Below are 21,312 nucleotides of genomic sequence, written 5' to 3'. Positions count from 1 at the left end.
CCAGCCACGTTCAGCTAAGCGCTCGCTTAGTTTGCGGCTACGATGTGAGAATGTCAACGCGAGGCGTCGACACCGGGTCGGCGGATGCGGCGGAGGGTCGGAACATATGGCATCGCGAACCGGGGCGCGAACTGGGGCGACGGAATCCGAGCGCCCGACGGGGGAAGCGGAGCAACGTCTGCTGGACGCGGCACGCGACGCGTTCGCGGCGAAGGGCTACCACGGCACGAGCACCCGGGAGATCGCCGCGGGGGCCGGCATGAGCCCGGCGGCGATGTACATCCATTTCCGCTCCAAGCAGGACGTGCTCGCCCGGTTGAGCTTCGCCGGACACCACTCGGCGCTCACCGCGATCCGCGCAGGCGCCGAGACCGCCGGATCACCCACGAAACGCCTGCGTGCGACTGTCTACGCGTTCGCCCACTGGCACGCCGAGAACCACACGACGGGGCGGGTGGTCCAGCACGAACTGTCCGCCCTGGACGAGGAGAATCACGCCCAGGTCGTGCAGTTGCGCCGGGACATCGTGGCCACGGTGCGCGACATCATCGCCGAGGGAACGCGCGTCGGCGAGTTCGCCGTGGCCGACATCGACGTCACGACGTTGGCCGTGCTGTCGCTGTGCATCGACACGGTGCGCTGGTACCCGTCCCGGGAACTGCACACCCCGGAGGCCGTCGGCACGTCCTTCGCCGCACTGGCCGAACGGATGGTGAAGGCGGCCACCTGAGCGGAGCGCAACGACCCCGAACTAAGCGATCGCTCAGACTTGCGGCGGGCGCAGAACGGTCGGACCGAGGAACTCGCAGACCTGCAACGCAAGCGCGAGATCGAGCTTGCTGTGGTCGGACAGCCCCGTCGCGCCGTCTCCGAGCGTCTTGTTGATTCGGTACTTGACCGTGTTGCGGTGGAGTTGGAGCTGTTGAGCCGTGTGCAGATGGCTCTCGCCATTGTCGAAATACGCGCTCAGGGTCTCACGGAGGGTGGCCGCCTGGTCGGTCTCCTCGGCGAGCGATCCGAGAACTTCCCAGACCCACGCCCGGGTCGAGTCCAGGTTCTCGGCCAGCAGGGTGACCACGGCGACGCCGCGATCGCCGAAGCTGACAACCGGGCGCGCCGGGGTGTGCGGCAGGCTCGTCACCGCGTAGGCGGCCCGCGCCTGCTGGTGTGACCTGCGGAATCCACCGACGCCGGCCGCCGGCAAGCCGAACACGACTCGGATGCCGCTGCCGGCCGGGATCACGTCGCTCAGTGCCGAAGTGTCGAGTCCCGGCGGCCGACGCCCGAACGGCAGCCAGGCCCAGACCGTGCTGCGGTCGATCGCGGTGATCACAGGTGCCGCGTCCGTCGTCAATCGGTGGGCTATCGATCGGACGACGCGATCGAGTCGGCTCAGGTCGTCTCCGTCGGACTTCGGCGACCACACGATCATCGCGAGATGTGTCTGTTCGAGGCGATAGCCGGTCTCGGATTCGAACGCCTCCTTCGTTGTGTCTCCCCCGCCGAGCACGTTGTGGATCGTGGACGAGCGGACGCTTCCGCGCGCCCCGATCCACCGGCGCCGTTCCTGTTCGTAGGCGTCGAACACGTACAGGGTGATCCAGTCGATGTAGCTGTAGACGACGTCCGAGATGTGCTTGAGCACCGCCATCGCCTGACTGCCCGGCAATCTCAGGGCCTCGACTTCCGCATAACACGTCTTCATGAGGTCGTCCTGCCCCATGTGGTAGGCCCGAACCAGCGAGTGCGAGGACACGTCGCGCTGCGCCAACCGGAGCGCGTACTCCACCGCCGCGGTGGTCGGTTGCAGATGCTCGACGGAGATGTCGTTGGCGAGCACGTGCAGGATCGTCGAGACGTTGCCGTGCACACTCGCTTCCAGAAGTTCGACGAGTTGCGGATCCTCGTCGAGTTCGTCGATCTCGTGCGCGAGCAGCGCGGCCATCGATCGGATGATCTCGGATTGCCGCGCATCGATTCGGCGTGCGATGCCGGCGACCGTCTCGAGGACCTCCGCGTCGGCCGTGGCCGGCACTCGGGCGAGTCGCCGCCTCGCGACTGCCCCGCGGTCACCGGATACTGCGCTGGTCATGGCCCATCCTTACCGCCGCGACGCAGATGCCGCAATGCCGACTCGGCCGCATTGCGGCCACACATGCCGTGCGCGCCGGCCCCCGGCGGAGTGGACGCCGAGCAGAGGAACACCCCAGGCACGCCCGTGTCGTAGGGATCGAGCGCGAAACGGGGTCGGAACACCACCTGCGTCCCGACGTTGGCCCCGCCGATGATGTCCCCGGCCACCTGGTTCGGATTGGCGCGATCGAGGTCGGAGGGCGTCGTCACGGCCTGCGCGACGATCCGGTCCCGGAACCCGGGCGCGAAACGCTCGATCTGGCCGATGATCGCTTCCGTCGCGTCACCCGAGTATCCGGCCGGAACGTGCGCGTACGCGTACAGCGGATCGAGACCGCCACTCGATCGCGTCGGGTCGGCGACGTACTGCTGGCCGAGGAGCACGAACGGCCGTTCCGGCATGCGTCCCAGAGCGATCTCGCGCTCGCTGTATGCGACCTCGGCGAAGTCTCCACCGAGGTGCACGGTGCCGGCCCGGCCGCAGTTCGGGTCCGCCCACGGAACGGGGCCGTCGATCGCGAAGTCGACCTTGAACGCAGCGGGTCCGTGGCGGAAGCTCCTGTACGCCTTCGCAATCCTCGTCGGCACCCGATCGCCGAGAATATCCAGGGCGGCCGTCGGGGCCACATCGAGAAGCACGGTGTCCGCCGCGGGCAGATCCTTCACAGATCCCACACGCACCCCGGTGTGTACGTTGCCTCCGTACTCGGCCAGTTGTGCGGTGAGCGCCCGTGCGATCGCGGCGGAACCGCCCTCGGCGACGGGCCACCCGTAGCGGTGGCCCGCGGCGGCGATCATCAGTCCGACTGCGGCGCTCGCAGGCCTGTCCAGTCGGTTGTACGTGTGCGCCGCTACGCCCCCGAAAAGGGCGCGCCCCATCCTCGTTCGGAACCATCGGGCCCCGACCGTCGCAGGAAGCAGCGCGCGCGGACCGAACATCGCCAACCGCAGAGGATGCCTGGGCACACCGAGCACGGGGCGCATGAGGTCGGACGCGAGGTCGTCGAATCCCGATGCCAGGTCCGCGAACATCCGTCGCCATCGCGGACCGTCCTCGCCCAAGCCCTGCACAGTGGCGTCGAGCGACCGATGGAGCAGCGCCGCCGTGCCGTCGTCCAGAGGATGCGCACAGTCGATGTCCGGCCACCGCCAGCGCAGTCCGTACCGCTCGAGTCCGAGTGTCGACAGGAACGGAGAGCCGGCGCCCATCGGATGAAAGGCCGAGCAGTGATCGTGGATCAACCCGGGCACGGTCAATTCACCGGAACGGGTGCCACCGCCGATCTCGTCGGCAGCCTCGAGGACGTCGACGTCGACGCCGTTGCGAGCGAGGTGCACCGCGGCAGCGAGCCCGTTGGGCCCGCTGCCGACCACCACTGCGGTGCTCACGATCGCGCCCGGGGCTTGTCGTCCGGCAGCGCGGCCGCGTCGTGCGTGTTCGACTCGACGGGGATTCCGGACAGCGACCACTGCACGTCGAATGCAATGGGGCCGTTGGGAAGCCACGGTTGCTCGGCGATGGCGTCGGACACCCGGTACGTTCCGCGCTCGACGACACCCAGCGCAGCATCGATCACCTTGTACTCCTGGATTCCCCGATGGATCGGCTGGGATTCGATCCAGGCGACGACGAACTCTCCCGGAGCGAAGTCGCAGCGTCGTTGGATGGCCGCGATGAGACGTTCATCGTGCAGGTGGCCGTCACCGAAGTTGAAGGCGACGAGCGAGTTGCACGAGAATTCGGCCTCCCGCAGGTCGTACCGATCGATGTCGTCACCCAGATGCCGCACCATGAGGGACAGCAGTGCCCGCCCCTGGCTGTGCAGCGATCGCCAACCGAGGAGTTGATGCATGACGACATCCGCCACGTCTCGAGGATAAGTCTCGAGGAGTTGCGTGTAGGTGTTCTTCGCTCCGCGCACGATGTGCTGATTCAGTTTCTCCTCCGCTCCCGGCGCGAACGCCCACGTACCCGACGCCCAGTTCCCGGCATACTGCCGCATCGACGGCAGGAACGACACAAGATCCGGGCGCAGGTTGCCGAGCACCGGGAAGAAGCACAGTGCCGCCACGATCCCGATCGCCAACCAGGGCGAGGACATGTCGAACACGCCGTATCCGTTCCAGTTCGGGAATCCCCAGAACAGGAAGACCGACGCATATGCGAAAAGGAGATTCCACTCCAACGGCACCGCCAGCGGGAACGTCGAGAGGATGAACAGATGGAACGCCACCATCAGCACGATCGCCAGCAGGGTGATCGTTCGATTGGTGGAGAACAGCAGCACGAGCGGAGTCGCCACCTCGACGAGCGTGCCGAGCACGTGCCCGACCCCGCCGGCCAGCCTCGACGGTCGCAGATCGTGCGGGAAGGCACGATAGTGGGAGCGTTTGATCCGCTTCGACGTCAGCCACGGAGTGTTCGACAGCATCGGCGGGATCACCATCGAGAAGTGGTGGCCGAACTTCGACACGCCCGCCCCGACCCACACCGTCACGATCAGCAGTTTCAACGCGATGACCATGTCGACGAACGGGAGAAAGCCGAAGAAGATGACGGCGGGAAGGTACTGCTCGCTGCGCGCGGCGATGAATATGACCTTGTCCCGCAACCCGATCACGATCAGCAGAGCGATGAGCGGGTACATGAGCGCGGCCCGGACCAACCCGGCATTGTCGGCCGAGACAGCATCGAGCGACGAGGTATGCACTCCGGGGAGCACAACCGCCACAGCGAGATTCGCCAGCAGCGCTGCATACAACAGAACATCGAAGACGGTTCGCCGATCGCCGGCAGTGCCCGGGACTCGGTCCGGCCACGGTGGCATCCGGAGGGTTTCGGGGCGCAGCCAGTTGTGGAAGCCACCCGTCATCGGCTTGAAGTGTCCGGCCAGCGGGCCCCACGAACCACCGACACCGAGTGCTTCGACCAACATCGTCCACAGAATCAGCTTCTGGTAGACGATGGGCTGATTCCACCATGACGCAACGTCGAGCCAGGACAGTCCGGATGTCAGCGTCGCGAGCGCCGTGCCCACTCCGATGTACAGGACGAGCAGCTTGAGAATGTAGATGGTATGCACCATCTTCGGGGTGCCGAATCCGTAGTCCACCCAGTGTGTCGAGGTCACACGGATGCGTTCCAGGAAGGGGCGATCACGGAAGGTGGCGGGGTCGACTTCGGGAAAATTCCCGGTCTTGAATCCCATGACGTACTCCTGACAGTGGGTGTTCCGGGGCATGGGGTATCGCCCCCGGGAGCGATAGGTGCTCCGAGTTGGTTCGGGAAAGCTCGGACGATCGGCTCGCCGCGCGCGTCAGGCGGGCGCGGTCTCCGGGCGCGGATGGTGGCGGCGACGCAGTCCGGGTTTGTCGATCTTGCCGACTGGGTTGCGCGGCAACGCCTCGACGATGTGTATCTCTGCCGGCACCTTGACCCGCGTCAGTCGTTCCGAAACGTGAGCGAGCAGCTCGGGTGCTGCGACATCTCGATCCGGATAGGTCATCACGTAGGCGACGGGAACCTCTCCGTACATCGCGTGCGGCGCACCGACGACGGCGCACTCGAGCACAGCGGGGTGAGACGCGAGAGCGTTCTCGATCTCCTTGGGGTACAGGTTCTCTCCACCTCGGATGATCATGTCCTTGATCCGGTCGACGAGGGTGAGGTAGCCGTCATCGTCCAGGCGACCGACGTCCCCGGTGTGCAGCCAGCCGTCGACGACGGTTCGCTCCGTCTCTTCCGGGCGTCCGAGGTATCCACGCATGACGTTGGGCCCCTTGATGATCACTTCCCCGGTGGCACCGACCGGCAGATGTTCTCCGGACGGCCCGGAGATCGCGATGCGCTGACCGGGGAGCGCCGGGCCCACAGTGCCCACCTTGCGCACGCCGTCCACCGGGTTGCAGGCCGAGGCACACGTGCCTTCGGTCAGCCCGTAGCCCTCGACGACGACCAGGGCGAAGCGCTGCTCCACACGATCGAGCAGTTCCCTCGAGATCGGTGCGGCACCGCAGACCGCGAATCGCAGCGACGTCGTGTCCAGTGTCGCGTCCTCGCGCTGCGACGCGAGCAGCGCGTAGACGGTGGGCACCGCCGAGAAGTATGTCGGGCGCAGACGTGCGACGTCGTCGAGGAACCGAGCCGGCGAGAACCGGCCCGTGATGCTCAGCTGCGCACCTGCCAGCATCGGCGCGAGGAAGCTGACACAGATGGCGTTGACGTGGAAGAGGGGCAGGATCAGCAGGCAGTGATCGTTCGCGCCGAGCCGCAGGTGCACCCGGAACGAATCGGCCATGAACTGCAGATTCGCGTGTGTGAGTTGGACTCCCTTCGGCCGGCCTGTCGATCCCGACGTGTAGATCAGCAGCGCGGTGTCCTCCGCACTGGGCCGGTCCGCCCCGGACAGGTGGGCCGTCGTGACGGTGGCCATCTCGTCGACAGTGATCGCCGTACGACCGGCGTCGGGTGCGTGCGGGCCTTCGTTGACCACCAGCACGGCGTCGGAATCATCGATCTGGTAGCGGGCTTCGGGCTCGGTGAAATCCGGGTTGATCGGAGTGGCGATCGCGCCGATGCGCCACGCACCGGCCACTGCGACGAGAAGTTCGGCACGGTTCGGCAGCATGATTGCCACGACGTCCCCGGCACCGACGCCGTGCTCGAGCAATTGCATCGCGAACGCGTCCGCGCGATCGGCGAATTGTCGGTACGACAATGCAAGTCGGTCGTCGCGGATGCACGGTTCGTCGGCGTGAACCTGCGCCAGATCCCACGCGAAGTAGCCGATGTCCGACACGGTGAACCCCTTCCCTAGTGGTGTGATCTACGACACTAGGGAGGTCCGGCCTGCAGCAAAACGGCCTCGCAGGCTCAACTTTCGTCAGTTGTTTGGCCTACGGTCACAACTTCCGAGAGGGCACCAGCGAGTCCGAGTCGCGCTCAGGCGAGCGCCACCGAGTAGGCCCCGTCGGCGTGAGCTGTCAGACGCCAGCCACCGTCAACGCGGTCGAGCTCCACGTCGGCGAGGTTCGCGGTCTCCAGTCGCGGCTGCTCGGCGCCCGGGTACCACGCCTCGACACGGCCGCTGCCCGTGCCGCTGAAGCCCTGTGACGTCACCTCGGCGAGACCGGGCACCGCGCGCGGGTAGGCGCGGGAGAGTTGCTCCGCGAATCCCTCGACGAGACCCTCTGCTTTGCCCGACGGGCAGTCGATGCGATTGAGGTTGCCCTGCGGCTTGTGGGTGTTGCCGTCCTTCACCGCGTGCGGGTCGCCGCACGCCTGGGTCCACGACCACCACGTCCCGCCGATGCGGTGCGTGTTCATCGCGTCGACGAACCGGCCGACGTCGCCGGCCTGCTCGTCCGGCTCGCCGAACCAGCCCCACTCGCCGGTCCACAGCGGCGCGCCGTACCAGCCCGCGGCCTGCTCGGCGATCCGGAACCCGTCTTCGATCGAGGGGAATTCATTGCTGATGTTGATGGACTGGCTGTAGAGGTGCGGCGAGAACACGACGAGCGGATCGCTTACGTACTGACGCGGCGGCAGCGCATCGAATCCGAGTGCCGACCAGAGCGCGCTGGGCTCGAAGAACACCAAATGCTGGAAGCCACCTGCCTCGGCCTGCCGGATGGCCGCGATCGCGCGCTGGTAGAAACGCCCGATCTGGTCGGCCGCGGTGAAAGGGTCCCGCAGTCCCGGGTTCGGTTCGTTGAGCAGGTCGTAGCCCACCACCGCGGGCTCGTCCTTGAACTCGGCAGCCAGCCGCGCCCACGTCTGCACCAGATGGCCCTGCACGCCCTGCTCGTCGTCGTAGAACGCCTGGAAGGCCCGGGCGACCGCAGGCGACGCCTCCCGCTGGCCGCCGATGTTGCACGTGGTCCACCCGCCGGTGAGCGTCGCCCACTCGGGAGCCCCGTCCCACCCGATCCCGCGCTGCAGGAGCGGCGGGCAGTCCTGCCCTTCCGGGGTCCCGACGTAGGGCCCCCACGCGTCCTGGTGCATGTCGAGGACGGTGTAGATGCCGTTGTCCTTCGCCTCCTGCACGGCCTGGCGGATCCGGTCGACATACGCGGCGTCGAAGGCACCCGGGGTCGGCTCCAGCGCCGACCAGGCGACGTTCAACCGCACGACGTTGAAGCCGAGCGCCGCCATGCGTTCGAAGTCCGTGTGATCCAGCGGCGCGACCGTCGGCAGCCCGGTTCCGTTGGGCGCGTAGTCGTTGAGCTGGTTGATATTGGCGCCGCGCAGCAGCACGGTCCGCCCGTCCACGTCCTTGATCGTGCGGTCGACGACGGTCAGCTGCGGTAGCGTCCAGCCGTCCTCGGCCGGGGCCGCTTCCGCCGCCGGGACGGCGGCTTGCAGGGTCAGTACGGTCAGGGCAGTCAAGAGCAGCGCGCGCAACGTGAGCCTTCCTGTACAAGCGTCCAACTTCGGCGCGAGCCTAGACCGAATCCACCGCCGTGGAGGGCGATTCGATCGAATTCGCCGGAAATCCGAACCTTCGGCGCACTGTCCGATCCTGCGGCGATCCACAGTTCACCCAGGCAAGGGCTTGACCCGGCCCACCCCCACTTGGTGCCATTGTTCGCACGCGCGCACCGGTGCAGGAGGTCCCCGTGAACGGAACTCTGACTCGCTCGATCGGCACGCGATGACGTCTGCCGACGCCTGGCACGCCCACGACATCGAGGTCGTGGCGTCCGAACTCGCGACCGACCCGAAGGCCGGACTGACCGGCCACGAGGCGACGGAACGCCAGGCCCGCTACGGCCCCAACGTGATCGCGTCCCCGCCCGGCCCCTCCCGCTGGGCCATCGCCCTGCGCCAGCTACGGGATCCGATGAACCTCATGCTGGTGGCCGTCGTCGTCGTCAGCCTGTTCATCTCCGAGGTACCGACAGCAATCGTGGTCGGGGTCCTCGTCGTCCTCAATGTCGTGCTGGGCACGCGGCAGGAGGTCAAGGCGCGGGCCAGCGTCGACGCCCTGGCGAAGATGCAGACCCCGCAGGCCCGGGTGACCCGGGACGGGGCGGTCATCGGACTCGACGCGACCGAACTCGTGCCGGGCGACGTGGTCGCGCTCGAGGCCGGCGACATCGTCCCGGCGGACGGCCGGTTGGTTGGCTCCACGACCCTGGAGGTCCAGGAGGCGGCGCTCACCGGCGAGAGCACCCCCGTCGCGAAGGACGCCCGAACCTTGGACACCGCCGACGTTCCGCTCGGCGACCGCCGCAACATGGTCTTCCAGAACACCTCGGTCACCCGGGGCACCGCCACCGTCGTGGTCACCGAGACGGGCATGCAGACCCAGGTGGGGCAGATCGCGTCGATGCTGTCGGCCGTCGCGCCCACCAGATCTCCGCTCCAACGTGAACTGGACTCGCTCACCAAGGTGCTCGGTGTGATCGCGTGGACGGCGGTGGCGATCATCGTCGTCATCGGCGTGATCCGTGGACAGGACCTCACGACGCTGCTGCTGCTGGGCATCTCGATGGGGGTGTCCGCGATCCCGACCGGCCTCCCGACGTTCGTCCAGGCGATGCTGGCCTACGGCGCGCGGCAACTGGCCGACGCCAAGGCCGTCGTCAAGAACCTCACCGACGTCGAGACGCTCGGCGCCACCAGTGCGATCAACTCCGACAAGACCGGCACCCTGACGATGAATCAGATGACGGTCCGGTCGCTGTACTTCCGAGGCCGGTGGTACACCGTCGACGGCGTGGGCTACGACAAGTCCGGTGCGATCACGCACGTTGCGGGCGAACCGGTTCCGGACTTCACCCTGCTCGCGTACGGACTCTGCCTCGACAGCGACGCCGTCGTCGCCGACAACGGGGAGATCGTCGGCGACCCCACCGAGGCGGCGCTCGTGGTGCTGGCGGCGAAGATCGGCGTCGACGCACCGCTCACCCGACGGACCTACCCCCGCGTCGCCGAGGTGCCGTTCGACTCCGCGTACAAGTTCATGGCGACGTTCCACCATCTCCCGATCGACGGAACCACCTCGTTCCTGGAGGTGGTCAAGGGCGCGCCCGACGTCGTCCTCGATCGATCCGCGACCGTCTTCCGCCCGGATGGCACCGCGGTGCCGATCGAGGAGGTCCGCGACGATCTGGTGTCGGCGTACCGCACCATGTCCGAGAAGGGGCTCCGGGTACTGGCCTTCGCCGCGCGCCGGCTCGACGGCCGGGAGGAGGCGGTGGGGCGCGACCCGATGTCGTTCGTCGAGGACCTCACGTTCGTCGGGATGGTCGGCATCATCGACCCGCTCCGGCCCGAGGCGGTCGGCGCCGTGCGCACCGCCCTGCATGCAGGCATCGACGTCCGGATGATCACCGGCGACCACGCGATCACGGCGTCGGCGATCGGCGCCGAACTCGGACTCGGGCCGGGCGCGATCGGCAGCGCCGAACTCCAGGCGATGACCGACGCCGAACTGACCGCAGCGCTGCCGAACCTCCACGTGTTCGGCCGCGTCACCCCGCAGGACAAGCTCCGCCTGGCCGACGTCATGCAGCGCAGCGGTGCGGTCGTGGCGATGACCGGTGACGCCGTCAACGACGCCGCGGCGCTGAAGAAGGCCGACATCGGTGTCGCCATGGGATCCGGCAGCGAGGTCACCAAGCAGGCCGGCCGGATGATCCTCACCGACGACAACTTCGGCACGCTGATCACCGCAATCCGGTTGGGCCGCAGCATCTACGACAAGATCGTCTCGTACATCCGGTACCAGATGGCCAAGCTGTTCTCACTGGTGCTGCTGTTCCTCGCGGCGAGCGTGTTCAACATCAACGAGGGGGTGGCGCTCACACCGTTGATGGTGCTGTTCCAGCACTTCTTCATCACGCTGTTCCCGGTCGCCGTCATCATGGCCGACCCGGCGCCGCCGAACCTCATGGAGAAGCCCCCGCGTGACCCGCGCCGGCCGATCGCCAATCCCCGGTCGATCGGCCAATGGCTGGCCTACGGTGTGCTCCAGTTCGTGGTCGCCCTGGCGGCGATGCTCACGGCCCCCGGCGACATGAGCCCCACCGAACCGAACGTGCCCATGACGATGACGTTCGTGGTGCTGTCGTTCGGTTCGATCCTCGGCGGTCTGGTGATGCGGCGCGATCCGGATTCCGGTCTGGCACCGCCGATCGTCGGCGCGGTGCGGATCCTGTCGATCGCCGTCGTCATCACGGTGTTCGCGGTCGAGATCGGGTTCCTCCAGGAACTACTCATGACCACGTCGCTGACCGGCGGTCAGTGGCTGGCGTGCATCGGGTGGTCGCTGATCGTCCCGGTCGTCGTCGAAGCCGAGAAGGCGCTACGACGCCGGCGGCGGGCCGAGTCCCCGATTCCCAGCCCCACCGCCGACGTCGTCGTACCGATGCACGCCCGGACGTAGTTGCGTCTCAGGCGAGTTCGCGCTTGAGGATCTTCCCGGTCGCGGTCATCGGCAGCTTCTCGACGATCCGGACCTCGCGCGGGTACTTGTAGCCCGCCATCTGCTCCTTGGCCCACGCGACCAACTCGTCGCCGGAGATCTCGGCGCCCGGCTCGGGGATGATGTACGCCCGCACCTCCTCGCCGTGGCTCTCGTGCGGAACGCCGATCACCGCGGCCAGCGAAACCGCCTCGTGCGTCATGAGGACCTCCTCGATCTCGCGCGGATAGACATTGAATCCGCCGCGCACGATCATGTCCTTCGCCCGGTCGACGATGTAGTAGAAGCCGTCGGCGTCCCGGCGTGCGAGGTCGCCGGTGCGGAACCATCCGTTCTGCATCACCTCTGCGGTCGCATCGGGACGGCCGTAGTAGCCCTTCATCACGTTGTGGCCGCGGATCGCGATCTCGCCGACGGCATCCGCGCCTTCGACGCTGTTCCAGTCGCGGTCGACGAGACGGACCTCGACACCCCACAGCGGCACACCGATCGAACCGGCGCGCGGGTCCTGTTCCGGATCGCTGAACAGGGCGACCGGCGACGTCTCCGACAGCCCGTAGCCCTCCAGGATTTGGACCCCGAACCGCCTGGCGAAGCGTTCGAGGATCTCCACCGGCAGTGCCGCTCCCCCGGAGATGGCTTTGCGGAGGTTGGCCGCGATCCGGCCGACGTCGACGGAGTCGTCCACCGCGCCGAGCAGACCCCAGTACATCGTCGGCACGCCCGCGAACATCGTGATCGATTCGCGCTCCATGATTTCCAGCGCGGCACCGGCCTCGAAACGCGGGAGCAGCACCAGCGTCGCGCCCATCGAGAACCCGGCGTTCATGTTGATCGTCTGCCCGAACGAGTGGAACAGCGGCAGCGTCAGCAGATGGGTGTCCGGTCGGCTCGGGGTGCTGTCGAACAGTCGATTGGCGGCGAGCGCGTTCATCACCATGTTCGACTGGCTCAGCTCGGCGCCCTTCGGCTGACCGGTGGTTCCACTCGTGTAGAGGATGACGGCGGTGTCGGTTGCCTCGCGCACCACGGTCTCGAAGGCCGCCGGCTGGTCGGACAGCACCGTCGAGAGCCCCGTGATCCCGTCCGCATCGCGCGCCTCCTCCGCACCGATCACGAACATCGAGTGACACGACGGCACCTCGCGGAAGCCCTCGCGCCCGTACTCCCCGATCGGCAGATCCGGTCCGCCCTCGAAGCAGAGGTACGCCTTCGCTCCGCAATCCTGCAGGTGGTAGGCGATCTCCCGCCCCTTCAGCAGGACGTTCAGCGGAACGACCACCGCGCCGGCCTTGAGGATCCCGTAGTAGACGATCGGGAACCACGGCAGGTTGGGGCACGAGAGCGCTACCCGGTCACCGGGCTCGATGCCGGACGCGACGAGGAGATTGGCGATCCGGTTCGCGAAGCCGTCGGTCTCGGCATAGGTGAACCGCTCGTCCCCCAGCACCAGCGCGTCGCGGCTCGGGTACTTGCGGGCCGAGTCTTCCAGGAACATGGACAGATTGAGCATCGGGGCGTTCTCTCTCGGGGCAGCAGTCGTGGAGGTGTCAGTGGCTCGGCGCGGTCGGAACGCCGATCGTGGCGAACAGTTCGTCGAGAAGTTCGGTGGCGCGGGGCCATTCGCCGTATCCCGACGCGGGGTTGAGGTGACCAACCTCGCCCAGGTCGACCAGCCGGCTGCCCCACGCGTGCGCGAGATCGACGACGGCCGCGAACTCGGCGAGCGGGTCGTTGGTGCTGGCCGCGACGATGCTCGGGAACGGCAGCGCGGTGCGCGGGATCGGGTTCCAGCCGTTCGCGTCGAGGTCCGCCAGCGTCGGGTAACCGGCCGGCAGCGGGGTGGAGAGGTCCGACGGGGTGGCCAGGATCGCGCCCGCCACCGGACGGTCGTGCCGCGCAGCCCAGTGCACGGTGATCATCACGCCGGCGCTGTGCGCGACCAGCACGACGGGCCCGTCGATGTCGGCCAGGACGGCGTCGAGCGCGGCCACGCGGGCGTCGAGGCTGAGCTTGTCGTGCTCGAGCGGCGGGACGATCCGGACCTTGTCCAGGCCCGCCGCCAACAGCGTCTGCCAGTGGTCCTCGACGTGGTCCCGCAGGCCGGGAACGATCACGACGGTCGGGGATGCGCTGCTGCTCATGGCATTTCCTTCACAAAGGTAGAGAGATGGGCGGGGCGGGAACACCAGGGGTGTCGATGTCCCCGCCCCGCCGTGACGGTGCTGACGCGGATGGGTCAGGCGTGCTGGGTGAAACCGACCTGGCCGGGGCGGCGGTTCGGCGCGTAGCCGAGCTTGGCGAGGGTCTCGTCGGCGTCCTTGTAGGTGGTGCCGATCTTGTAGATGTCGCGGGCTTCCTTCGCCGTGGCGACCTCACGGCCGAGTTCCTTGGCGACACGCACGAGCTGACGCACCTGCTCGGCGGAGGTGATCTTGACCTCGCCGCTCGGCGCCCACAGGTTGTCCTCGTTGCCGCAGCGCGGGTGCAGGCCCATCGCGATCGCCATCGTGTTGACCGGCAGCACCGACCGCATGAGAGTCTCGAGGGTCAGGCAGGCGCCGTCCGGGACCCGGTTGATGAACTGCATCATGTTGTACGGGTTCGGGCCGTCGAAGCCGCCACCGATCGCCACCCACGTCAGGTTCAACGGACCGGTGTACACGCCGCGACGGATCAGCCGCTCCACCGTCTCGAGCTGCGGAATGCTCGACAGCTGGAAGTGCGGCTGGATCCCGGCGGCCTGCAGACGGCGCAGGTGCTCCTCGACCCACTCCGGGCCGGCCGGGACGGTCATCTCGCGGTAGGTGTGGGCGAGCTCGGCGTTCTCCAGCGAGGTGCCCTTGATGTCGCCCGGCGTCATCAACTCCATGATGTTCATCTGGCTGGTGTTGATCGCGATCGTCACCTGGTCCGGCTTCGGATCCAGCTCCGCGAGCATGTGCCGGACGTTGTCCGGCAGCCACTTCGCGTCCGCCCCATCACCCTCCGGCGCGAACGAGATCGAGCCACCGACCTGCAGGATCATCTCCGGCACCGCCTCACGCAGGCGGCCGAGGAGCTCGTTGAACTTCGACAGGCGCTTGGAGCCCTTGCCGTCCTCCTCGCGCACGTGGATGTGCAGCACGGTCGCGCCCGCCTCGAAGCAGTCCACCGCCTGCTGGACGTGCTCGTCCATCGTCAGCGGCAGATCCTCGGGGAAGTCCTCCACCGCCCACTCCGGGCCGTACGGCGCGACGGTGATGACCAGCTTGTCCTGGTTCTCGGGGAAGAGTGCATCGTCGTGGAAATGCATTGTGTAGCTCCGTTTCTGAATAGAGGTGAGAAATGTGGAAGAGAGCGGAAACTCAGAAGGGGCGGTCGCCGATGATGCCGGCGCGCTCCATCTTTCGAACCGCGGGCCAGTAGTCCTGGACCGCGTAGTGCTGGGTCGACCGGTTGTCCCAGATCGCGACGCTGTTCTTGGTCCAACGCCAACGCACCTGGTATTCCGGGATCGTCGCCTGGGTCTGCAGGTACCGCAGCAGCTCACCGGCGCCCGGCGCGTAGTCGATCCCGCACCGGACGTTCGCCTCGGTGTGGTAGTTCGTGAGGTGCGTGGTGAAGCTGTTGACGAACAGGATCTTCTCGCCCGTCTCGGGGTGGGTACGCACCACCGGATGCTCCGCGTCCGGGAACCGTTCCTTGAGTTCGAGGCGCTTCTCGATCGGCAGCCGCGCCCCGAACGAGGCCTCGATGCTGTGCCGCGCGCGCAGCCCCTCGATCTGCTCCTTGACCCGCTCGGGCAGCCGCTCGTACGCCAGCGCCATGTTCACCCAGATCGTGTCGCCGCCGACGGCGGGACCCTCGACGCACCGGAGCACGCACCCCATCGGGGGGTTCACGCGCCACGTCGCGTCGCAGTGGTAGGCGTTCTCGAACGCCTCACGCGGGCTGTCGAGATCCTTGTAGATCCGGACGAGACCCGGGTGCTCGGGGTCGCTGCCGACCACCGGATGGTCCTCGAGCAAGCCGAAACGCTCCGCCAGCGCGACGTGCTCGGCCCGGCTCATGTCCTGGTCGCGGAAGAAGAGCACCTTGTGCTTCAGCAGCAGCGACTTCAGTTCGGTGAAGAGGTCGTCGTCGCGGGACACGTCGGCGAGGTCGACACCGTGGAGTTCGGCACCGATGCTGCACGTCAGGGGACGGGCATCCATGGGCGTGACGGTCGCCCGGCCGGGTGCAAATTCGACAGTTGTCATGACACTCTCCTGTACAAGCTGGAAGTGGTGCGTCGTAGCGCCGTCACATGCTGTGTCGACATCTCGAACGGCGTTGCGCAAATGGATGATTCAGGTCAGAACGAGAACACCGAGGAACCGATGCTGATGCCCGACTCCAGGTCGCTGTGTGCCTTCACGGCCTCTTCGAGCGCGTAGTGCTGGTTGATCTCGATCTTGATGCGGCCGGCGGCCACGTGCCCGAACAGCTCACCGGCGAGCTCGGCCTTCTCGGCCGGATCGGCGATGTAGTCGGCAAGCGCGGGGCGGGTCACGAAGAGCGATCCCTTGACCGCGAGCTCCATCGCGTTGATCGGCGGGATCGGGCCGGACGCCGTCCCGAACGCCACGAGCAGGCCACGGCGCGCCAACGAGTCGATCGACGACTGGAAGGTCGATGCGCCGATGCTGTCGTAGACCACCGGGACACCGGCGCCGTCGGTGAGCTCGCGCACGCGCTCGGCCACGTTCTCGCGCTTGTACACGATCACCTCGGCGCATCCGTGAGCGCGGGCGACCTCGGCCTTCTCGTCGCTCGACACGGTTCCGATGACGTTGACGCCCAGCAGCTTTGCCCACTGACAGAAGATCAGGCCGACACCGCCGGCGGCGGCGTGCAGCAGCACGGTATCGCCCGCCTTCAACGACGGGTAGATGCGGCGCAGCAGGTAGGACGTGGTGAGCCCACGCATCGTCATCGCCGCGGCGGTCTCGAACGCGATGCCGTCCGGAAGGGCGATGAGGTGCTCAGCAGGCATGACACGCTCGGTGCTGTACGCGCCGAGGGGGCTGCCCGTGTAGGTGACCCGATCACCCTCCGCGAAGCCCTCGACTCCGGCACCCACCGCCTCGATGACGCCGGCCGCCTCGACGCCCATACCCGCAGGCAACGGGGCCGGATACAGACCGGTTCGGTAGTAGGTGTCTGCGAAGTTCAGTCCCACGGCCTCGTGCCGGATTCGCACCTCACCCGGGCCGGGCTCACCGACCTCCACGGACTCCCACTTCATGACCTCCGGGCCGCCGGTCTCGTAGAAGCGAATCGCCTTTGCCATAGATCTCTCCTTCATCATGGATCGACCCCGGGCAGGACGACCCATATCCGCGAACCCCGAAGGACTCTGCGTAACAACCTCTTTCGAAACCGAACCTCACCGAGGCCAGCGTTGCGCACTCGCAACGGGGAAGAACGGCACATGAATCTCGGGGAACCTTCCCGTGTGACTCAGCTGACACGACACTATCGAGCTGTGGCGCATCACACATACCTTGACGGGACATATTTCTTTCCATTTCGGGACAGGGGTTCCCACCTGGGGGGTTATGCCATGCCCCACACCTGTGGTTCGATGTGCCCGAGCACACACTTACCCTGACGGGACAGCGGGACCAGCCCAGAGAGGGTGATTACGAGTGGCCAAGCCCCTCGCGCGATACGCGGCACTGACCGGATTCATCGAGGTCAGCCGCATGTTGGACATCGATCCGGTACAGCTACTGAGGGCCGTCGGGCTCGATCCCGCGAGCCTGGACCTCCAGGACCGATGGGTCCCCGCCGCCTCCGTGGCGCGCCTGCTCGAACTGTCGGCGGCCGTGTCCGGTCGACCCGACTTCGCACTCAAGCTCGCCGAACACCGACGACTGTCCACGCTCGGCCCGCTCAGCGTGAGCATCCGCGAGGAACCCAACGCCCGCAGCGCTTTCCAGATGCTGATCCGGTACCAGCACATGTACAACGAGGCCCTGCACATCCGCATGACCGAACGGGACGGATTGTCCGCGATCCGAGTCAGCTTCGAACCCGGCGAACCGATGCCGGTTCGTCAGTCGATCGAGCTCGCCGTGACGGTGGTCTACCAGCTTCTCCGCAACCTGCTCGGCGATCGGTGGCACCCCGTGTCCGTCTGCTTCGAGCACGGACGACCCGCCGACGACTCCAGCCATCGCCGAATGTTCGACGCTCCCCTCACCTTCGACAACGACTTCAGCGGGATCGTCACCTACACGAACGACCTCAACGAACCGAACCGTCTGTCGGATCCAGGGCTGCGGTCGTACGCGAAGCAGTTCCTCGACACGATCTCGACACCCGAGGAGCCCACCCTCGAGGGGCGCGTCCGCGAACTCGTCGAACTCCTGCTGCCGACCGGTCGGTGTTCCATCGACCAGGTGGCCCGCAGCCTCGGCGTCGACCGCCGCACGGTCCACCGCCACCTGGCGAAATCCGGCCAGACGTTCACCTCCGTCCTCGACACCACGCGGGCCGAACTCGCCAACCGGATGGTCAGCGGGAGCCGCTACTCGTTCACGGAGATCTCCGAGATGCTGGCCTTCTCCACACCGAGCAGCTTCTCCCGCTGGTTCAACCAGCAGTTCGGGGCCAGTCCGCGAGAGTGGCGCAAGCAGGCAGCGGCGGGCGTTCTCACGGCAACCGGCGGTGCCTACGGGACAGAGGTGTCCCAAGATGCACAGAATGACGTCCCGGAGAGGTAACTATCGTGAACGGCGTCCATATAACGTGATGTGCGCCACGTTTTCTTGCGAGCTCACCGCCTTCGGAGCCCGCAGGCAGACCTCCCGTCGCGACATCGGTCGACGCCCCCTCGATCGCCGTGCTCTCCCCACCAGCCCATCCGCCTCCAGGAGCCACCATGGGACTGTCCCCCACACCGACCGAACAGCTGGTCGCAGCCCCCGCACCCATCCCCACAGAGCAGGACGTCGTCTCGGCTGCCCGTCGTCCTCGATCCCGGATCTACCCGTGGGTCGTGGCCGCTCTGGCCTTCGCGCTGCTGCTGTCGGACTACATGTCCCGGCAGGTTCTCAGCGCCGTCTTCCCGATGCTGAAGGCCGACTGGGCGCTGTCCGATTCCAGGCTCGCCTCACTCACCAGCGTGGTCGCCCTGATGGTCGGACTGCTGACGTTCCCGCTGTCGCTGCTCGCCGACCGCTGGGGCCGAGTCCGAAGCCTGGTCATCATGGCTGTCGTGTGGAGCATCGCGACACTGGGCTGCGCGATCGCGTCCAACTACGAGCAGATGTTGGCCGCCCGGTTCTTCGTGGGAGTCGGTGAGGCCGCATACGGCAGCGTCGGCATCGCGGTGGTCCTGAGCGTGTTCGCGCCGCGTCTGCACTCGTCGTTGAGCGGCGCCTTCATGGCCGGCGGTTCCTTCGGCTCCGTGGTCGGTGTCTCACTCGGCGGCGTCATCGCCGTGAATCTCGGCTGGCGGTGGTCGTTCACTGCGATGGCTGTGCTCGGACTTATTCTCGCCGCACTGTTCCGCGCCGTGGTCACCGAGTCCCGGCTCGCAAAGTACGCCGTGCACGACGAACCCGTCGCCCCGTCCGACGGCCCTACCGCATCCGCCCCGGTGATCCGCGTCCGCGTGTCGACCCTGTTCACCAATCCCGCCGTGTGGTGCGCCTACCTCGCCGGCGGATTCCAGATGTTCACCGCGGCCGTCCTGCTGTCGTGGACGCCCAGCTTCTTCAACCGGTACTACGACATGGCCACCGACAAGGCGGCCGGGGCCGCCGCGCTCATCGTCCTGATGGTCGGCACCGGAATGGTCGTGTGCGGCATTGTCACCGACCGTGTGAGCCGCAACGATCCGGCGCGCAAGTGGATGACCGGCGTCGTGTTCTGCGCGATCTCGCTCGTGGCGCTCAGCATCGGATTCCGGATGGGCACCGGTGCGCCCCAGCTGATCCTGATCGGAATCGGCGCTTTCTTCTCCGGCGGCTGCTCGGGCCCGACGGCAGCCATGGTCGCCGGCCTCACCCACGAGTCGGTCCGCTCGTCGGCACTGGGTACACTCACCGTCGCCAACAATGTTCTCGGATTGGCGTTGGGCCCCTTCGTCATCGGCATCCTCGCCGATCGACTGGGACTGCTCGAGTCCCTCCAGCTCGCGCCGCTCTTCTACATCGCTGCCATCGTCGCACTGCTCGTCGGCAGGCGCGTCTACCCGGCCGGACTGCGCAAGCTCGCATCGCAGAGCACCGCGTCCGCCTGACCCAGCGCCACCGAGACAGTCGGAGACGGAAAGGTACTCATGAGCAAGATCTACGCATCGGCGGCCGACGCTGTCGCCGACATCCCCTCCGGGGCGTCCCTGGCCGTCGGCGGGTTCGGACTGTGCGGTATTCCGGACGTTCTGATCGCCGCCCTCGCTGCCGGCACGGCAACGGACTTCGAGGTCTTCTCGAACAACTGCGGCACCGACGGCCACGGCCTGGGAATCCTGCTCGAGGACAGGCGCATTCGCCGGGTGACGGCGTCGTATGTCGGGGAGAACAAGGAGTTCGCACGTCAGTACCTGTCGGGTGAACTCGAGGTGGAGTTGACTCCGCAGGGCACGCTCGCGGAGAAGATGCGCGCGGGTGGGGCCGGCATCCCGGCATTCTTCACCCCGTCCGGAGTCGGCACCCCCATCTCCGAGGGCGGGCTGCCGTGGCGCTACGCCGCCGACGGTTCGGTTGCGCTCGCGTCCCCGCCGAAGGAAGTCCGGGAGTTCGGTGGACGCGACTTCGTCCTGGAGGAGGCGATCAGGGCCGACTTCTCGTTGGTGCACGCCATGGTCGCCGACACCGAAGGCAACCTCGTGTTCAACAAGGCCGCAATGAACTTCAACCCGCTCGCCGCGATGGCCGGCCGGGTGTGCGTGGCCCAGGTCGAGGTGATCGTCGAGGCCGGCGAGCTCGACCCGGAGCAGGTCCATCTGCCGGGCATCTTCGTCGACCGGATCGTGCACATCGGACAGCAGGACAAGAAGATCGAGAAGCGGACCGTTTCGGCCGCGAAGGAGGGCACACGATGACCGCGGTGGTCGAGACCGTCGGCTGGACGCGCGAGCAGATGGCGGCACGGGCAGCGCAGGAACTCCGGTCCGGTGAGTACGTCAACCTCGGAATCGGGCTGCCCACAATGATTCCGAACCATCTGCCCGAAGGCGTCGAGGTCACGCTGCACAGCGAGAACGGCATCCTCGGCACGGGCCCGTACCCGACCGAAGCCGAAGTGGACCCGGATCTGATCAATGCCGGCAAGGAGACCGTGACGGTCAACGCCGGGGCATCGTTCTTCGACTCCGCCACCAGCTTCGGCATGATCCGCGGCGGCCACATCGACACCGCGGTGCTCGGCGGCATGCAGGTCTCCGCCACCGGCGACCTGGCGAACTGGATGGTGCCCGGCAAGATGGTCAAGGGCATGGGCGGCGCGATGGACCTGGTTCACGGTGCGCGGCGCGTCATCGTGCTCATGGAACACACAGACAAGTCCGGTGCCTCCAAGGTCGTCGAGCAGTGCACGCTCCCGCTGACCGGGCGCGGCGTGGTCCACCGCATCATCACCGACCTCGCGGTGATCGACGTGACGGATGCCGGTCTCGCGCTTCGGGAATGCGCTCCGGGAGTGACCGAGGAGCAGGTGCGGGCCGCAACCGGCGCGCCCCTGCTCTGACGAGACACGAAACGGGGTGGGCGGC

General features: G+C 67.2%; 16 protein-coding genes. 6 read left to right on the top strand and 10 right to left on the bottom strand.

The window, feature by feature from the left end; translation table 11 throughout:
- Window positions 1–106: 106 nt before the first annotated feature.
- Window positions 107–730, top strand: a complete 624-nt coding sequence (locus ACQ5DX_RS03210) for a TetR/AcrR family transcriptional regulator (RefSeq protein WP_430331247.1) — start codon at window positions 107–109, stop codon at window positions 728–730.
- 33 nt (window positions 731–763) lie between these two features.
- Here ACQ5DX_RS03210 and ACQ5DX_RS03205 read toward each other — a convergent pair whose 3' ends face one another.
- From ACQ5DX_RS03205 to ACQ5DX_RS03185, 5 genes are all read right to left on the bottom strand, one after another.
- On the bottom strand, window positions 764–2,092 hold the full coding sequence (locus tag ACQ5DX_RS03205) for a PucR family transcriptional regulator (protein WP_430331246.1): 1,329 nt from the start codon (window positions 2,090–2,092) through the stop codon (window positions 764–766).
- Window positions 2,089–3,522, bottom strand: coding sequence for a phytoene desaturase family protein (locus ACQ5DX_RS03200; protein ID WP_430331245.1), 1,434 nt, complete (start codon window positions 3,520–3,522; stop codon window positions 2,089–2,091). Before ACQ5DX_RS03200 ends, ACQ5DX_RS03205 begins: the two co-directional genes overlap by 4 nt.
- Entirely contained in the window at window positions 3,519–5,342 is a 1,824-nt protein-coding gene (locus tag ACQ5DX_RS03195) for a DUF3556 domain-containing protein (protein WP_430331244.1), read from the bottom strand. Before ACQ5DX_RS03195 ends, ACQ5DX_RS03200 begins: the two co-directional genes overlap by 4 nt.
- Window positions 5,343–5,450: 108 nt before the next feature.
- Window positions 5,451–6,932, bottom strand: a complete 1,482-nt coding sequence (locus ACQ5DX_RS03190; RefSeq protein ID WP_430331243.1) for a class I adenylate-forming enzyme family protein — start codon at window positions 6,930–6,932, stop codon at window positions 5,451–5,453.
- A 143-nt stretch (window positions 6,933–7,075) separates the two neighbouring features.
- Window positions 7,076–8,536 (bottom strand): glycoside hydrolase family 5 protein, encoded by a 1,461-nt coding sequence (locus tag ACQ5DX_RS03185; RefSeq protein ID WP_430331242.1) that lies wholly within the window; start codon window positions 8,534–8,536, stop codon window positions 7,076–7,078.
- A 250-nt stretch (window positions 8,537–8,786) separates the two neighbouring features.
- Between ACQ5DX_RS03185 and ACQ5DX_RS03180 the strand changes: the two genes are divergently transcribed.
- Complete coding sequence (locus ACQ5DX_RS03180) at window positions 8,787–11,525, top strand: cation-translocating P-type ATPase (RefSeq protein WP_430331241.1); 2,739 nt, start codon at window positions 8,787–8,789, stop codon at window positions 11,523–11,525.
- A 7-nt stretch (window positions 11,526–11,532) separates the two neighbouring features.
- Here the strand turns inward: ACQ5DX_RS03180 and ACQ5DX_RS03175 are convergent, their stop codons facing one another.
- From ACQ5DX_RS03175 to ACQ5DX_RS03155, 5 genes are all read right to left on the bottom strand, one after another.
- Complete coding sequence (locus ACQ5DX_RS03175) at window positions 11,533–13,077, bottom strand: long-chain-fatty-acid--CoA ligase (RefSeq protein ID WP_430331240.1); 1,545 nt, start codon at window positions 13,075–13,077, stop codon at window positions 11,533–11,535.
- A gap of 37 nt (window positions 13,078–13,114) precedes the next feature.
- Window positions 13,115–13,708: an RBBP9/YdeN family alpha/beta hydrolase gene (locus ACQ5DX_RS03170; protein ID WP_430331239.1), complete on the bottom strand. Its 594-nt coding sequence runs from the start codon at window positions 13,706–13,708 to the stop codon at window positions 13,115–13,117.
- Window positions 13,709–13,803: 95 nt separating this feature from the next.
- On the bottom strand, window positions 13,804–14,859 hold the full coding sequence (locus ACQ5DX_RS03165; protein WP_430331238.1) for a 3-keto-5-aminohexanoate cleavage protein: 1,056 nt from the start codon (window positions 14,857–14,859) through the stop codon (window positions 13,804–13,806).
- Window positions 14,860–14,911: 52 nt separating this feature from the next.
- Window positions 14,912–15,805 (bottom strand): TauD/TfdA dioxygenase family protein, encoded by an 894-nt coding sequence (locus tag ACQ5DX_RS03160; protein WP_430331237.1) that lies wholly within the window; start codon window positions 15,803–15,805, stop codon window positions 14,912–14,914.
- Window positions 15,806–15,900: 95 nt separating this feature from the next.
- Window positions 15,901–16,878: a quinone oxidoreductase family protein gene (locus ACQ5DX_RS03155; protein ID WP_430331236.1), complete on the bottom strand. Its 978-nt coding sequence runs from the start codon at window positions 16,876–16,878 to the stop codon at window positions 15,901–15,903.
- A gap of 358 nt (window positions 16,879–17,236) precedes the next feature.
- Between ACQ5DX_RS03155 and ACQ5DX_RS03150 the strand changes: the two genes are divergently transcribed.
- The 4 genes from ACQ5DX_RS03150 to ACQ5DX_RS03135 all read left to right on the top strand — a co-directional run bounded on the left by ACQ5DX_RS03150 (window position 17,237) and on the right by ACQ5DX_RS03135 (window position 21,287).
- Window positions 17,237–18,316, top strand: a complete 1,080-nt coding sequence (locus tag ACQ5DX_RS03150; protein WP_430331235.1) for an AraC family transcriptional regulator — start codon at window positions 17,237–17,239, stop codon at window positions 18,314–18,316.
- 158 nt (window positions 18,317–18,474) lie between these two features.
- Complete coding sequence (locus ACQ5DX_RS03145) at window positions 18,475–19,839, top strand: MFS transporter (RefSeq protein WP_430331234.1); 1,365 nt, start codon at window positions 18,475–18,477, stop codon at window positions 19,837–19,839.
- Between the two features lie 39 nt (window positions 19,840–19,878).
- Window positions 19,879–20,643 carry a CoA transferase subunit A gene (locus ACQ5DX_RS03140; protein WP_430331233.1) on the top strand — a complete coding sequence of 255 codons (765 nt, stop codon included), beginning with the start codon at window positions 19,879–19,881 and terminating at the stop codon, window positions 20,641–20,643.
- Window positions 20,640–21,287 carry a CoA transferase subunit B gene (locus ACQ5DX_RS03135; RefSeq protein WP_430331232.1) on the top strand — a complete coding sequence of 216 codons (648 nt, stop codon included), beginning with the start codon at window positions 20,640–20,642 and terminating at the stop codon, window positions 21,285–21,287. The genes ACQ5DX_RS03140 and ACQ5DX_RS03135 overlap by 4 nt, the downstream gene beginning before the upstream one ends.
- The last annotated feature ends 25 nt before the right edge of the window (window positions 21,288–21,312 follow it).

The organism is Rhodococcus sp. ACT016 (assembly GCF_050477185.1).
Lineage (GTDB): Bacteria > Actinomycetota > Actinomycetes > Mycobacteriales > Mycobacteriaceae > Prescottella.
The sequence above is the reverse complement of the archived record's forward strand: the minus strand, read 5'-3'. Positions and strand labels throughout refer to the sequence as shown.